This is a genomic window from Streptomyces lydicus (assembly GCF_000717345.1).
Taxonomy (GTDB): domain Bacteria; phylum Actinomycetota; class Actinomycetes; order Streptomycetales; family Streptomycetaceae; genus Streptomyces; species Streptomyces lydicus.
This window is the reverse complement of sequence record NZ_JNZA01000030.1, coordinates 69,601-83,498: the sequence shown is the minus strand read 5'-3', so window position 1 is coordinate 83,498 and position 13,898 is coordinate 69,601. Positions and strand designations below refer to the sequence as shown.

Sequence of the window (13,898 nt, the reverse complement as noted above, 5' to 3'; positions counted from 1 at the left end):
GTGCCGGGGGGCGGGGTGCCCGGGCGGCCGGCCGGCGGGGTGGGGCCCGTGGGGGTGTGCGCGGCCCGGGGGGCCGGCGGGGCGGCGGGGGCGCCCGGTACCCGGCGCAGCACGGCGGTCCGGGGGTCCTGGTCCGCCGCGGACGCGGGCTGCCGGGGCGGCCGCGGGGGTATGGGCGGGACGTGCCGCGCATCGGCGAACTCGGCGTCGGTGCTCACCCGCGCTCCCCCTTGCGCCGTGGCCTCCCGGGCCCGATCCGCAATCGGGGCAGGGTGGTTCGTATCAGGACAACACGCCGCTGACCTGCTGGTTGCGGTGTCGAGCCACTCTAAGGGCTGGTGCCGTCGGCGCTCCAACCCCTGGCGGGCCGGTGTCCGCTCTGTCGCGATCTCTCCCCTATCCAGGGGTGGGGGCACCTCCCACGCCCTTTTGGCAGTGGGGGAGGTCTGGCAGGCTGCGGCCATGTCCCCGCACACAGTCGGTACGTATGGCCACAAAGCCCTTCCCCGAGCCGGGGAGACCCCGTTCGACCGGGCCACCGCCGCTCTCGACGCGCCGCTGGCCGTCGTCGACCTCGCGGCCTTCGACGCCAACGCGGCGGATCTGGTGCGCCGTTCGAAGGGCAAGCCGATCCGGGTGGCGAGCAAGTCGGTGCGCTGCCGGGCCCTGCTGGAACGGGTGCTGGCGCGCGACGGCTTCGCCGGGATCATGAGCTTCACGCTGGCCGAGTCGCTGTGGCTGGCGCGCTCCGGCTTCGACGACGTGCTGCTGGCGTACCCGTCGGTGGACCGGGCGGGGTTCGCCGAGCTGACCGCCGATCCGGAGCTCGCGGCCGTGGTCACGGTGATGGTGGACGATCCGGCGCAGCTGGAGCTGATCGACGCGGCCCGGTCGGGTGGCGCGGGCCGCGGCGAGGAGGTGCGGGTCTGCCTGGAACTCGACACCTCCTACCGGCTGATGGGCGGGAAGGTGCGGGTCGGCGCCCTGCGGTCGCCGCTGCGGCAGCCGGCCCAACTCGCCGCGCTGGCCCGGACGGTGGCGCGCCGCCCCGGCTTCCGGCTGGTGGGCCTGATGGCGTACGAGGGCCATGTGGCGGGGGTGGGTGACGAGGTCGCGGGCAAGCCGGTGTTCTCGCGGGCGGTCCGGATGATGCAGGCGGCGGCGCGCAAGGAGCTGGCGCAGCGGCGCTGGGAGGCCGTACGGGCGGTGCGGGAGGTGGCACCGCGGCTGGAGTTCGTCAACGGCGGCGGGACCGGCAGTGTGCAGCACACGGCGGCGGAGGCGGCGGTCACCGAGATCGCGGCCGGGTCGGGGCTGTACGTGCCGCGGCTGTTCGACAACTTCCGTTCGTTCAGCGGGCGTCCGGCGGCGCTCTTCGCCCAGCCGGTGGTGCGGCGGCCGGGTCCCGGTGTGGTGACGGTGCTCGGCGGCGGCTATCCGGCGTCGGGGGCGGCGGGCGCGGACCGGCTGCCGGTGCCGTATCTGCCGGCCGGGCTGCGCTACGACCCGCAGGAGGGCCCCGGTGAGGTGCAGACGCCGCTGCTGGGGCCGGCCGCGGACCGGCTGGCGATCGGCGACAAGGTGTGGTTCCGGCACGCCAAGGCCGGTGAGCTGTGCGAGCGGTTCGGCGAGTTGCACCTGATCGAGGGGGACCGGGTGGTGGACACGGTCCCGACGTACCGCGGGGAGGGCCGCACCTTTCTCTGACCGGTGCGGCCCTCCCCCTACGGAGCCGGTGGCTCAGTACACCGTGTCCTGCTGGTCCGGGATCACCGAGCCGTCAGGGCGGTGAATCGGGGCGAGGGTGCCGTCCGGCTGGACGGAGCCGGCGGTCGAGCACGGGTACGCGTCAGTCTTGCGCTTCTTCGGCTCGATGAACATCGGGTTGATGATCCAGCGGTGGTCGCTGTTGTCGTACGCCCGGCACATCAGCTCGGTCTTGTTGCGGTTGATGGCCAGGTGGCCGGCGGTGGCATCGCCGACGAACGTCACATCGGTCTCGGCGTCGCCCGCCGCGAAGGCGGCACGGTGCGCCGGGTCCTGCTTCTGCCACGCCTTGGCGCCCTTGACGTGGAAGATCTCCTGGTTGATCCAGCAGCGCTTGCCGTCCATGTACGTCAGGACCTCGCCGTTGGTGTCCTTGACGTCGCCGCAACCCTGGACGCCGGTGGTGAGCCGGCCGTCGCGGACGAGGTTGCGGATGCCGACGATGTGGTCACGGTCGATGCCCACACCGGGTGCCCAGGCGCGCACCAGCGGCTCGGCGGACGCCGAGACGATGTAGACGTCGAAGCCGGCCTTCTTGAGGGTGCCGATGAGGTCGCGCTGCTGCTCGTAATAACGGATGTATCCGGCCCACTTGTGCGTGCCGACCGTCTGCTCCGTACCGATCGGCGCGGCGAGGTTCTGCTTGCGCGCCTTGGCGGCGTACGAGGTCAGGGTGTCCGGGCTGTGCCCGGCGAACAGCTGGGTGATCCAGACGTAGGAGGGCACCGTGCGCCGGTGGTTCCACTCGCCCGCGAACGCGGGCTTGCCGTCCGAGGTCTTCTCGTCGTTGTAGACGTCGAGGATCTCGTCGGTGCAGCCGGTGTCGGTCGACGTCGGCAGCGGGTGGCCGGCGGGCACCTGCGTGCCGCACGCCTCGGTGAGCGCGCGGGCGGCGTCGTCGGTCAGCCACTTGTTGGTGGCCTTCCAGCTGGCGGGGCGGAGCACCTTGTCGTGCCGCAGCATCCAGGCCAGCGTGGCGTCGGAGATGTCGTTCTTGACGACGGTGTTGTCCCAGTCGAAGGTCGCGACCGGGCGCGCGCCGCCGGACCCCGAGCAGCTGCCCCGCTCGTCGATCATTTTCTGCAGCTTGGCACGGTTGTCGCCGTACCAGCCCTTGGTGACATGGAGGGTGGGGCACTGACGCGGTGCCGGGCCCGCCGTGGCCGTCTGGGCGGCCGCGACGCCGCCTCCCACGACCGCAAGGGCGGCACCTGCTGCCAACCAGCGACGTTTGGTGAGCATGGAACGCACTCCTGTCGAACGAAGAATCGAAGGCGGAGGCTAGCGCATGGTGGCCGGGCGCGGTGCGAAGCCCGGCCACCATGATGCTGAAGTGGAGGTGAACAACCAGTGGTTACACCGGGGTGACGTACGCGCCCGCGATGCCGCCGTCGACCAGGAATTCGGCGGCGTTGACGAACGAGGAGTCGTCGCTGGCGAGGAAGGCGACCGCGGACGCGATCTCCTCGGGCTCGGCGAACCGGCCGACCGGGACGTGCACCAGGCGGCGCGCGGCGCGCTCGGGGTCCTTGGCGAACAGCTCCTTGAGCAGCGGGGTGTTGACCGGCCCCGGGCACAGCGCGTTGACCCGGATGCCCTCCCGGGCGAACTGCACGCCCAGCTCGCGGGACATCGCCAGCACGCCGCCCTTGGAGGCGGTGTAGCTGATCTGGGAGGTGGCGGCGCCCATCACGGCCACGAAGGACGCGGTGTTGATGATGGAGCCGCCGCGTCCGGTCTGCTCGAACTGGCGCTGCATGTAGGGCAGTGCGTGCTTGCAGCAGAGGTAGACCGAGGTGAGGTTGACCTCCTGGACGCGCTTCCAGGCGTCCAGGCCGGTGGTGAGGATGGAGTCGTCGTCGGGCGGCGAGATGCCGGCGTTGTTGAAGGTGATGTCGACCGACCCGTAGGTGTCGAAGGCGGTCCGGTAGAGCGCCTCGACCTGCTCGGAGTCGGTCACATCGACCTGGACGAAGGTGCCGCCGACCGCTTCGGCGGCGGCCTTGCCGGCCGTCTCGTCGATGTCGGCGCAGACGACGTTGGCGCCTTCGGAGGCCAGGCGGCGGGCGGTGGCCAGGCCGATGCCGCTGCCGGCTCCGGTGATCACGGCGGTACGTCCGACGAGGCGGCGGCACACTGCGGTCTGGTCGGTCACTTAGCGCTCCTCTGTGCTGATGAAGATGTTCTTGGTCTCGGTGAAGGCGGCCAGCGCGTCCGGGCCGAGCTCGCGGCCGAGGCCGGACTGCTTGAACCCGCCGAAGGGGGTCCAGTAGCGCACGCTGCTGTGGGAGTTGACGGAGAGGTTGCCGGCCGCGACGGCCCGCGAGACCCGCAGCGCACGGCCGACGTCGCGGGTCCACAGGGATCCGGAGAGGCCGTAGTCGGTGGCGTTGGCGAGCCGGACCGCGTCGGCCTCGTCCTCGAAGGGCAGGACGACCGCGACCGGGCCGAAGATCTCCTCGACGGCCGTACGGTCCTCCGGCCGGCCCTCGAGAACCGTGGCCGGGTACCAGAAGCCCTTGCCGGCGGGCGCCTCGCCGCGGATCGCGGCCGGGGCGTCCTCGGGGACGTAGGAGCGGACCCGCTCGCGCTGGGCGGCGGAGATCAGCGGGCCCATCTGGGTGGCCGGGTCGGCCGGGTCGCCGACGGTGAACGCCTTGACCGCGGGCTCCAGCAGTTCCATGAACCGGTCGTAGACGCCCCGCTGGACGAGGATCCGGCTGCGGGCGCAGCAGTCCTGGCCGGTGTTGTCGAGGAAGGAGCCGGGGGCGGCGGCCGCGGCGGCCTCGACGTCGGCGTCGGCGAAGACGATGTTGGGGCTCTTGCCGCCGAGTTCGAGGGTGAGCCGCTTGGTCTGCGCGGCGCAGCGGGCGGCGATCTGCCGGCCGGTGGCGGTGGAGCCGGTGAAGACGACCTTGGCGACGCCGGGGTGGTCGACCAGCGCGGTGCCGGTGACCGGGCCCTCGCCGGGCAGGACCTGGAAGAGGCCCTCGGGGAGGCCGGCCGCCAGGGCGAGTTCGGCCAGCCGGAGCGCGGTGAGCGGGGTGGTCTCGGCGGGCTTGAGCAGGACGGCGTTCCCGGCCGCGAGCGCGGGGGCGGTGCCCCAGGCGGCGATCGGCATCGGGAAGTTCCAGGGGGCGATGACGGCGACCACGCCGAGCGGTTCCTGAACGGTGAGGTTCAGCCCGCCGGCGACCGGGATCTGGGTGCCGTTGAGGCGCTCCACTCCCCCGGCGGCGTAGTGCAGCAGGTCGCGGACGTTGCCGGCTTCCCACCGGGCGTTGCCCAGCGGGTGCCCGGCCTCCTGGAGTTCGAGTTCGGCGAGCGCGTCGATGTGGGCGTCGACGGTGTCGGCGAAGCGGCGCAGGATGCGGGCCCGGTCGCCGGGGGCCACCGCGGCCCACGCCTGCTGGGCCGCGGCGGCCCGGCGGACCGCGGCGTCGACCTCCTCGGGGGAGGTGGTCGGGACGGTGGCCACCACGTCCTCGGTGGCCGGGTTGATGATCTTCAGCTCGTGCAGCACGGGTGGTGGTCCTTACATGCGCTCGAAGGAGCGGAAGCGCTCCCAGTCCGTGACGGCGGCGTCGTAGGCGTCCTGTTCGACGCGGGCCATGTGGCGGTAGTGCTCGACGACCTCGTCGCCGAACGCCTCGCGGGCGATCGGGCTGTTCTCCCACCGCTCGGCGGCCTCGCGCAGGGTGGTGGGGACGTGCGCGGCGTCGCCGTTGTAGGCGTTGCCGGTGGTGGCGTCGGGGAGCTCCAGCTCGTGCTCGATGCCGTACACGCCGGCCGCGACCATGGCGGCGACCGCGAGGTAGGGGTTCACATCGCCGCCGGGCAGGCGGTTCTCCAGCCGGTGGCCGCGTCCGTGGCCGACGACCCGCAGGGCGCAGGTGCGGTTGTCCGGGCCCCAGGCGACGGCGGTGGGCGCGAAGGAGCCGGGGCGGAAGCGCTTGTAGGAGTTGATGTTGGGCGCGTAGAAGAGCGTGAAGTCGCGCATCGCGGCGACCTGGCCGGCGAGGAAGTGCCGCATGGTCTGCGACATGCCGTACGGGCCGGAGTCGTCGGCGAGGACGGGGTGGCCCTCGTCGTCCTGGAGCGAGAGGTGGATGTGGCAGGAGTTGCCCTCGCGCTCGTCGTACTTCGCCATGAAGGTGAGCGCCATGCCCTCCTGTGCGGCGATCTCCTTGGCGCCGGTCTTGTAGATCGTGTGCTGGTCGCAGGTGGTGAGCGCCTCGTCGTAGACGAACACGATCTCGTGCTGGCCGAGGTTGCACTCGCCCTTGGCGGACTCGACGGTCATCCCGGCCGCGCCCATCTCGTTGCGGATGCGGCGCAGGACGGGCTCCACGCGGCCGGTGCCGAGGACGGAGTAGTCGCCGTTCCACTGGTTGGCGGGTGTCATCTGGCGGTAGCCGCGGGACCAGGCGTCCTCGTAGGAGTCCTTGAAGAGCATGAACTCCAGCTCGGTGCCGGCGTACGCGTGCCAGCCGCTCCCGGTCCGCTCCTGCCCCAGCCGGCGCAGCCGGTCGAGCTGGTGGCGGAGGATCTGCCGGGGCGAGGCGACGACCGGGGAGCCGTCGTGCCAGCCGAGGTCGGCGGTGATCAGGGCGGTGCCGGGGTTCCAGGGCGTGCGCCGCAGGGTCCCGGTGTCGCCGTGCATGGCGAAGTCGCCGTAGCCGCGCTCCCAGGAGGACATCGCGTAGCCGTCGACGGTGTTGAGGTCCACGTCGACGGCGAGGAGGTAGTTGCAGCCCTCCGTGCCGTGTTCGAGGACGGTGTCGAGGAAGTACCGGGCCGCGAACCGCTTGCCCTGGAGCCGGCCTTGCATATCGGTGAAGGCGAGGACGACAGTGTCGATCTCCCCGGTGTCGACGAGGACTCTGAGCTCCTCGACGGAGAGCGGGGGCGTGCGGTCTGCCACGGTGTTGCCTCCTGTCACTGCATCCGGAGGTCATAAGGTAGGCACACGAACCATTGATTGGGAAGGGGTTCCGATGGACCGTGCGGCGGATCGGCTGGCACCTGTGCTGCGGCCGGTGCGGGCCGGCAACGGCTTCGAGGAGGCGCTGGAGCAGATACTGCAGATCGTCCGGCTCGGTCTGGTACCCCAGGGCGAACGGCTGCCCGCCGAGCGGGAGTTGGCCGAGCGGCTGCAGATCAGCCGGGTCACCCTGCGCGAGGTGCTCAAGGTACTGCAGGACGAGGGCCTGGTGGAGAGCCGGCGCGGCCGCTACGGCGGTACGTTCGTCCGCGTCCGCACCGAGAACCACGGCGAGGCCGAGCTGCGCCGCCGGATCGAGAAGATCGACGTCGAGGACACCCTGCGGTTCCGGGAGGTGCTGGAGGTGGGCGCGGCCGGGCTGTGCGCGGCCCACGGGCTGACCGACGAGCAGGCCACACGGCTGCGCGACGCGCTGGCGGCCACCGAGGACGCCCCGCTCGCGGACTACCGCAGGCGCGACACGCTGTTCCACCTCACCCTCGCGGAGCTGTCCGGCTCACCGTCGCTGGCCGCCCAGTACGCGGCGGTCCGGGCCGGCGTGAACGACCTGCTGGACTGCATCCCGCTGCTGGTACGGAACCTGGAGCACTCGCAGTCCCAGCACAGCGCACTGGTGGAGGCGGTGCTGGAGGGCGACGCGGACGGCGCGCGCGAGGTGATGCGGGAGCACTGCTGCGGGACCGCGGCGCTGCTGCGCGGCTTCCTTTCGTGAGGCTTGCGCACCTTGTGAGGACCCCGCAACCCGCCCGTTACGAGATTTTCCCGCCGGGGCCTTGCGCTCAGCCGAACCGGCGACAAAGGTATCGCCCCATACCTTTATTGCGGTAGCGGTTCGCCGAAGGCCGTACCCGCCGCGGATCATCGAGGCCCTCGGAGGCGTGGTGTCCATCAACGAGCACGCAGCAAACCCGGACCAGGAACAACAACCCCCTCAGCTCTCCAGCGACGAGCAGCGCCTCCACGAGCTCGGGTACGCCCAGGAGCTGGCCCGCTCGATGTCGGCGTTCTCCAACTTCGCCGTCTCGTTCACGATCATCTCGGTCCTCTCCGGCTGTCTGACGCTGTACGGCTTCGGCATGAACACCGGAGGGCCCGCCATGATCACCTGGGGCTGGCCGCTGGTCGGCCTCATGACGCTGTTCGTGGGCCTGGCGATGGCCGAGGTCTGTTCCAGCTACCCGACGGCGGGCGGCCTGTACTACTGGGCGGCGAAGCTGGCCCCCTCGCACGGACCGGCGTGGTCCTGGTTCACCGGCTGGTTCAACTTCCTCGGCCAGGTCGCGGTGACCGCGGGGGTCGACTTCGGCGCCGCGTCCTTCACGAACGCGCTGCTGGACCTGCAGTTCGGCTTCACCGCCACCCCGGCACACACGATCATGCTGTTCGGCATCGTGCTGCTGCTCCACGGCCTGCTGAACACCTTCGGCGTGAAGCTGGCCTCCCTCCTCAGCAACGTCAGCGTGTGGTGGCACATCCTCGGCGTGCTGGTCATCGTGGGCACACTGGTCGTGGTGCCCTCGAAGCACCAGTCCGCGTCCTTCGTCTTCACCCACTTCACCAACAACACCGGCTGGCACTCCGGCCTCTACGTCGGACTGCTGGGGCTGCTGCTCGCGCAGTACACCTTCACCGGGTATGACGCCTCGGCGCACATGACCGAGGAGACGCGCGACGCCGCCAAGGCCGGTCCCCGCGGCATCGTGATGTCGATCCTGGTCTCCCTGGTCGCCGGCTGGGTGCTGCTGGTCGGCATCACCTTCGCCATCCAGGACTACGACGGCGCGCTGGCCAGCAAGACCGGTGTGCCCCCGGCGCAGATCTTCATCGACGCGCTGGGCGCCACCGGCGGCAAGCTGCTCCTCCTGGTCGCCATCGGCGCCCAGTTCTTCTGCGGCATGTCGTCGGTCACCGCCAACTCGCGCATGATCTACGCCTTCTCACGGGACGGCGCGCTGCCCGGCTCGCAGCTGTGGCACCGCATCAACAAGCGGACGAAGACCCCGACCAACGCGGTGTGGCTGGCCGCCGGCGGCGCCTTCGTGCTGGGGCTGCCGTACCTGTGGAACGCCACCGCGTACGCGGCCGTCACCTCGATCGCCGTGATCGGCCTCTACATCGCCTACGTCCTGCCGGTCATCCTCCGCCTGCTGCAGGGCGACCGCTTCCAGCGCGGGCCCTGGCACCTCGGCCGCTGGAGCAAGCCCGTCGGCATCATCGCCGTCGGCTGGACGCTGGTCATCTCCGTCCTCTTCATGCTCCCCACCACCGGCCCGGTCACGGCGGAGAACTTCAACTACACCCCGCTCGCCGTCCTCCTGGTTCTCGGCTTCGCCGGCACCTGGTGGCTGGCGTCGGCCCGCAAGTGGTTCACCGGCCCGAAGGTCCAGGGCACGGCGGAGGAGCTGGCCGCTGTCGAGCACGAACTGGAATTCTGAAGACCGCGCCGGAACGCACCAGCACCCCATCGGAGGATCCGTGTCCCAGCCGCTCATCGGCATCAGCACCTATCAGCAGGAAGCCAGCTGGGGGGTGTGGACGATGCCGGCCGCGCTGGTGCCGGCCGGATATCCCCGGCTGGTGCAGCGCGCGGGCGGGCTGGCGGCGCTGCTGCCGCCGGGCGATCCGGCGACCGCGGCCGGGGCGGTCGCCCGCCTGGACGGGCTGGTGATCGCCGGCGGCGCGGATGTCGCCCCGGCGCGCTACGGCGCGGAGCCGGACCCGCGCACCGGCCCGCCGTCCCTGGACCGCGACGCCTGGGAACTGGCCCTGATCGAGGCCGCGTTGGCGGACGGCGTACCGCTGCTGGGCATCTGCCGCGGGATGCAGCTGCTGAACGTGGCGCTGGGCGGCACCCTCGTCCAGCACCTCGACGGCCACGCCGGGCCGCCCGGCGTCTTCGACCGGCACGCCGTCGAGCCGGTGCCCGGCACGCTGCTGGGCCGCACGCTGCCCGAGCCGGTCTCCGTGCCGACGTACCACCACCAGGCGGTGGACCGGCTGGGCAGCGGACTGCTGCCCTCGGCCCACGCGGCGGACGGCACGATCGAGGCGCTGGAGCTGCCGGCCGGGCGCGGTTTCACGCTGGCGGTGCAGTGGCACCCGGAGGCGGGGGACGACACCCGCGTCATGGAGGCGCTGGTGGCGGCGGCGCGTGGGACGTCCCCCGGCGAGTGAGCCGGCGGTGCCGGTCAGATCTCCCCGTGGTTGACCGTGCACATCATGGGGATCCAGCCCTTGATGCCGCTGTAGGAGATCTGCATCCAGTAGCTGCTGTGCTCCCCGCAGAGGGTGTACGAGCCGCCCGTGGCCGACGGGCCCGTGATGCACGCCTTCCTCCCCTTGGGGAAGAGGCCGAGGGCGGTGGCGTTCACCTTCTTGGCGTTGCGGATCTTCACGCTCTCCTTGGCCTCCGCGTAGACGCAGGAGGCGGCCGTCGCGGTGGTGGCCGCGGCGGTCGCGTGCGCGGTGCCCGGCGTGGCGGCCGTGGCCACCCCGCCGGTCAGCGCGGTGCCGAGCAGAGCCGCGGAGGCGATGATCCCGGCCGTCGTCTTCCTCTTCATGTGGCGTCCCCGTTGCGGTAGTTGATCCGTGGTCAGGTCCCGTCACGCGCGCACGCGATCAAGGATTCGAAAACATTAGCGCACGACCGACCGCGCCGACCGCGGATTCCGCCGGCCCCGGACGACATCGCCTCAGGACGTCCGGCGGGTGAGTCCCAGCAGATGACGGGCCGGGCCGGCGGGCCGTTGCCCGGCGGGCCACACCGCCCGCAGCTCCCGTCCCAGGCGCAGCCCGCGCACCGGGATCTCCACCAGCCGCCGGGCGCCCAGCTCCTCACCGACGGCGAGTTCGCTGAGCACGGACGGCGCCGCCTCGCTCACCACGGCGGCCTTGACGGCGGTGGTCGAGGCGAGTTCCAGCAGCGGCTCGGCCAGCCCGCCGTGCGCGGCCAGCGCCGCGTCCAGTACCTGCCGGGTGCCCGAGCCGCGCTCCCGCAGGATCAGCGGGGTGACCGCCAGTTCGTCGGCGGTCAGCTCACCGCGGCGCCGGGTCCAGGGGTGCGACGGCGCGGCGACGACGACCAGCCGGTCGTGCGCGATGACCGCGCCGTCCAGTCCCGCCGGCACCGCGAGCCCCTCCACGAAGCCGAGGTCCGCCTCCCCCGCCAGCAGCCGCTCGGCCACCACGCTGGAGTTCCCAGCCAGCAGCGACACGGCGGTCCCCGGCAGCTCGGCCCGCAGCGCGATCAGCCACCCCGGCAGCAGGTACTCGGCGATCGTCATGCTGGCCGCGACCCGCAGCCGGGAGTCACGCCGCCCCCGCAGCGCCTGGGCGCCCGCGTCGAACGCCTCAGCCGCCTCCACCACCCGCCGCGCCCAGTCCGTCACCAGCGCCCCGGCGTCCGTCAGCCGGGAGCCGCGCGGCGACCGCTCGACCAGCGCCACGCCCAACTGCCGCTCCATGGAACGGATCCGGCTGCTGGCCGCGGGCTGGCTGATCCCCTGCGCCCGGGCGGCGCGACCCAGACTGCCCAGCCGTGCGACGGCGAGCAGCAGCTCCAGCGCGCCGAGGTCCGGGACCCGGTGCGACAGCGGTACGGACGGCTCGGCCTCACTCATGAATCCCCCTGCACATAACCCCAGCTTATGCCCCCATAGACGCGACGTCCCTGGTGGCGGCCGTGCGGGGCGACAACGCTGGCCGCATGGCAACACTCGCGCAAGCACCTTCCCGCCCGGCCCCCGCCACCCCGCGCGTCCCGGGCCCCCTCAGCCGGCTCGGCCCGAACTGGTACGCCGCCGTCATGGGCACGGCGATCGTCGCCAACGCCGGCGCGGCCCTCCCGCTCACCGCACCCGGCCTGCGCACCGGCTACCGGCTGGTCTGGGCGCTGTCCGCGCTGCTGCTGCTGACGCTGCTCGCCGCCCGGGCCGTGCACTGGCTGCGCCACGGCGACCAGGCCCGCCGCCACCTCCTGGACCCGGCCGTCGCCCCGTTCTACGGGTGCCTGGCGATGGCGCTGCTGGCGGTCGGCGGCGGCACCCTCGCGGTCGGCCGGGATGTCATCGGCGAGCCGGCCGCGCTGGCCGCCGACGTCGTGCTGTGGACCGCGGGCACGCTCACCGGCCTGGTCGCCGCCGCGGCGATCCCGTACCTGATGGTGACCCGGCACCGCATCGAGCCGGGCAGCGCCACCCCCGTGTGGATCCTGCCGCTGGTCGCCCCCATGGTGTCGGCGGCCCTGGGCCCGGCCCTGGTCCCGCACCTCCCGCCCGGCCAGGGGCGACAGGCGCTGCTGCTGGCCTGCTACGCGCTCTTCGGGATGTCCCTGCTGGCCACCCTGCTGGTGCTGCCCATGGTGCTGTCCCGGCTGATCCACCACGGCCCGCTGCCGCTCGCCCTCACCCCCACCCTCTTCCTCGTCCTCGGCCCGCTAGGCCAGTCCACCACCGCGGTGAGCAACCTCGCGTCCGCCGCTCCGGGAGCCGTGGACGCCCCGACCGCCCACGCAATGGGCGCCTTCGCGGTCCTCTACGGGGTCCCGGTGACGGGCTTCGCACTGCTGTGGCTGGTCCTGGCGACCGCGCTGGTGGTCCGGGCCGCGCGCGACGGCATGGGCTTCGCGATGACGTGGTGGGGCTTCACCTTCCCGCTCGGCACCTGCGTCACGGGGGCCGCGGGCCTGGCCCGGCACACCGGCCTGGACGCCTTCACCTGGCTGGCGGCGGCGCTGTTCGCCGCCCTGGTGACGGCGGTGGCGGTGACCGCGAGCCGTACCGCGAGCGGGCTGCTGCGCGGGCGGCTGCTGGCGCCGCCGCGGTAGCAGCCGGCCCTCACCGGGCGGCGGCCAGCGCCCCCGCCAGCACGGCCGGGGCCTGCGCCAGCGACGGCCCGTACCAGGTCAGATGGCGGCCGCTGACCAGCGCGGCGGGCAGCGCGGGGAACGCCTCGGGGCCGTCCTCGGCGGTGAAGCGGTACGGCTCGTCCGGCAGGACGACGAGGTCGGCGGGGCAGGCGTGCAGCGCGTCGAGGGGGATCCTCGGGTAGCGGTCGGGGTGCTCCGCGTGGACGTTGCGGACGCCGAGCCGGGCGAGGAGGTCCCCGGCGAAGGTGTCCCTGCCGAGCACCATCCACGGGCGGCGCCAGACCGGCACCACCGCGGCCCGCTCCTCCCCCGCCGGGGGCAGCTCGCGCCAGGCGGCCTCGGCGGCGTCCAGCCACCCGGGCCGGGGCAGTCCGCAGCCGTCGACCAGCACCCGGTGCAGCTCGCCGAACGCCTGGTCCAGCGAGCGCACTTCCGTCACCAGGACCTCGATCCCGGCGGCCCGCAGCGCGTCGAGGTCCTGCGGACGGTTCTCCTCCTCGTTGGCGAGCACCAGGTCCGGCGCGAGGGCGGCGACCCCGGCGGTGTCGGGGTTCTTGGTGCCGCCGATCCGGGCGGCCGTGAGCCCGGCCGGGTGGCTGCACCAGTCGGTGACACCGACCAGCAGCCCGGGGGCGCTGACGGCCACCGCTTCGGTCAGGGAGGGCACCAGGGACACCACACGCCGTACGCCGCTGTGACGGGTCATCCGTCCACGGTACGGCCGTCGTCCGCGGTGGGGCCGTCAGGACTGCGCGACGGCACCGCGGCGGCGGAGCAGGTACGCCGCGCCCACGGCCAGCACCAGCAGCGCCAGCCCGCCGGCCGCCTGCGGGACGTCGACCCCCTCGACCCGGCCGCGCCGTACCGTCAGGGTCTCGGTGAACGTCTCCCCGCCCGCGGCGCACCTGATGGTGACCGTGTGGCGCCCCGGCGCCGCCCGCTCGGGGACCCGCACGTCGGCGGCCATGCCGTGGGCACCCGGCCGCAGTGCCACCGGCCCGAAGAGCGTCGAGACGGCTCGCGCGCCGCCGGCGGCGCCACACCGCCCGCCGTCACCGAGGTGCACCCGCTGGCCGGCTACCACCGGATCGGGCTCGACCCGCGCCGGGGCGGCGGGTGCCGCGGCGCCCAGCGCGGCGGCCCCGAGCAGCGCGACGACGGCGCGATGCGCGAGCTTCACGCTGCCCAGCGAAGCACCGGCCGCCCCGCCCCGCGAGCCGGACGCCGCCGCCCGGGTGATCGGGCCGGCCGGGAGCCGGG

General features: G+C 73.1%; 13 protein-coding genes and 1 pseudogene. 5 read left to right on the top strand and 9 right to left on the bottom strand.

Going from position 1 to position 13,898, the window contains the following annotated elements:
• Window positions 1-218 (bottom strand): annotated as a pseudogene (locus OO62_RS39715) (hypothetical protein); the annotation flags it as partial.
• A 244-nt stretch (window positions 219-462) separates the two neighbouring features.
• Here OO62_RS39715 and OO62_RS25940 point away from each other — a divergent pair.
• The gene (locus OO62_RS25940) at window positions 463-1,707 is read left to right on the top strand and encodes an amino acid deaminase/aldolase (protein ID WP_033269995.1); all 1,245 of its coding nucleotides are present in this window, start codon (window positions 463-465) and stop codon (window positions 1,705-1,707) included.
• A 33-nt stretch (window positions 1,708-1,740) separates the two neighbouring features.
• On the opposite strand, the gene OO62_RS25935 is transcribed toward OO62_RS25940, so the two are convergent.
• The 4 genes from OO62_RS25935 to OO62_RS25920 all read right to left on the bottom strand — a co-directional run bounded on the left by OO62_RS25935 (window position 1,741) and on the right by OO62_RS25920 (window position 6,691).
• A complete protein-coding gene (locus tag OO62_RS25935; RefSeq protein WP_033269994.1) occupies window positions 1,741-3,009 on the bottom strand; it encodes an HAD family hydrolase in 1,269 nt (422 codons plus the stop codon).
• A 112-nt stretch (window positions 3,010-3,121) separates the two neighbouring features.
• Window positions 3,122-3,922: a 3-oxoacyl-ACP reductase gene (locus OO62_RS25930; RefSeq protein ID WP_033269993.1), complete on the bottom strand. Its 801-nt coding sequence runs from the start codon at window positions 3,920-3,922 to the stop codon at window positions 3,122-3,124.
• Window positions 3,923-5,290 carry an aldehyde dehydrogenase family protein gene (locus OO62_RS25925; protein WP_033269992.1) on the bottom strand — a complete coding sequence of 456 codons (1,368 nt, stop codon included), beginning with the start codon at window positions 5,288-5,290 and terminating at the stop codon, window positions 3,923-3,925.
• Window positions 5,291-5,302: 12 nt separating this feature from the next.
• A complete protein-coding gene (locus OO62_RS25920) occupies window positions 5,303-6,691 on the bottom strand; it encodes a glutamine synthetase family protein (RefSeq protein WP_033269991.1) in 1,389 nt (462 codons plus the stop codon).
• 73 nt (window positions 6,692-6,764) lie between these two features.
• Here OO62_RS25920 and OO62_RS25915 point away from each other — a divergent pair, with 73 nt between their 5' ends.
• From OO62_RS25915 to OO62_RS25905, 3 genes are all read left to right on the top strand, one after another.
• Window positions 6,765-7,484, top strand: coding sequence for a FadR/GntR family transcriptional regulator (locus tag OO62_RS25915; protein ID WP_033269990.1), 720 nt, complete (start codon window positions 6,765-6,767; stop codon window positions 7,482-7,484).
• Window positions 7,485-7,767: 283 nt separating this feature from the next.
• Complete coding sequence (locus OO62_RS25910; protein WP_033270004.1) at window positions 7,768-9,207, top strand: amino acid permease; 1,440 nt, start codon at window positions 7,768-7,770, stop codon at window positions 9,205-9,207.
• A gap of 40 nt (window positions 9,208-9,247) precedes the next feature.
• Complete coding sequence (locus OO62_RS25905) at window positions 9,248-9,946, top strand: gamma-glutamyl-gamma-aminobutyrate hydrolase family protein (RefSeq protein ID WP_033269989.1); 699 nt, start codon at window positions 9,248-9,250, stop codon at window positions 9,944-9,946.
• Window positions 9,947-9,960: 14 nt separating this feature from the next.
• Here the strand turns inward: OO62_RS25905 and OO62_RS39710 are convergent, their stop codons facing one another.
• Together OO62_RS39710 and OO62_RS25895 are read right to left on the bottom strand one after the other, a co-directional pair.
• Window positions 9,961-10,332, bottom strand: a complete 372-nt coding sequence (locus tag OO62_RS39710; protein WP_033269988.1) for a hypothetical protein — start codon at window positions 10,330-10,332, stop codon at window positions 9,961-9,963.
• Window positions 10,333-10,464: 132 nt separating this feature from the next.
• Window positions 10,465-11,391, bottom strand: a complete 927-nt coding sequence (locus OO62_RS25895) for a LysR family transcriptional regulator (RefSeq protein WP_033269987.1) — start codon at window positions 11,389-11,391, stop codon at window positions 10,465-10,467.
• 86 nt (window positions 11,392-11,477) lie between these two features.
• Between OO62_RS25895 and OO62_RS25890 the strand changes: the two genes are divergently transcribed.
• Window positions 11,478-12,596, top strand: a complete 1,119-nt coding sequence (locus tag OO62_RS25890; protein ID WP_033269986.1) for a TDT family transporter — start codon at window positions 11,478-11,480, stop codon at window positions 12,594-12,596.
• Between the two features lie 10 nt (window positions 12,597-12,606).
• Here the strand turns inward: OO62_RS25890 and OO62_RS25885 are convergent, their stop codons facing one another.
• Both OO62_RS25885 and OO62_RS25880 read right to left on the bottom strand, forming a co-directional pair.
• Entirely contained in the window at window positions 12,607-13,344 is a 738-nt protein-coding gene (locus tag OO62_RS25885) for a helical backbone metal receptor (protein ID WP_033269985.1), read from the bottom strand.
• Window positions 13,345-13,380: 36 nt separating this feature from the next.
• A complete protein-coding gene (locus OO62_RS25880; RefSeq protein ID WP_033269984.1) occupies window positions 13,381-13,818 on the bottom strand; it encodes a hypothetical protein in 438 nt (145 codons plus the stop codon).
• Between the last annotated feature and the right edge of the window lie 80 nt (window positions 13,819-13,898).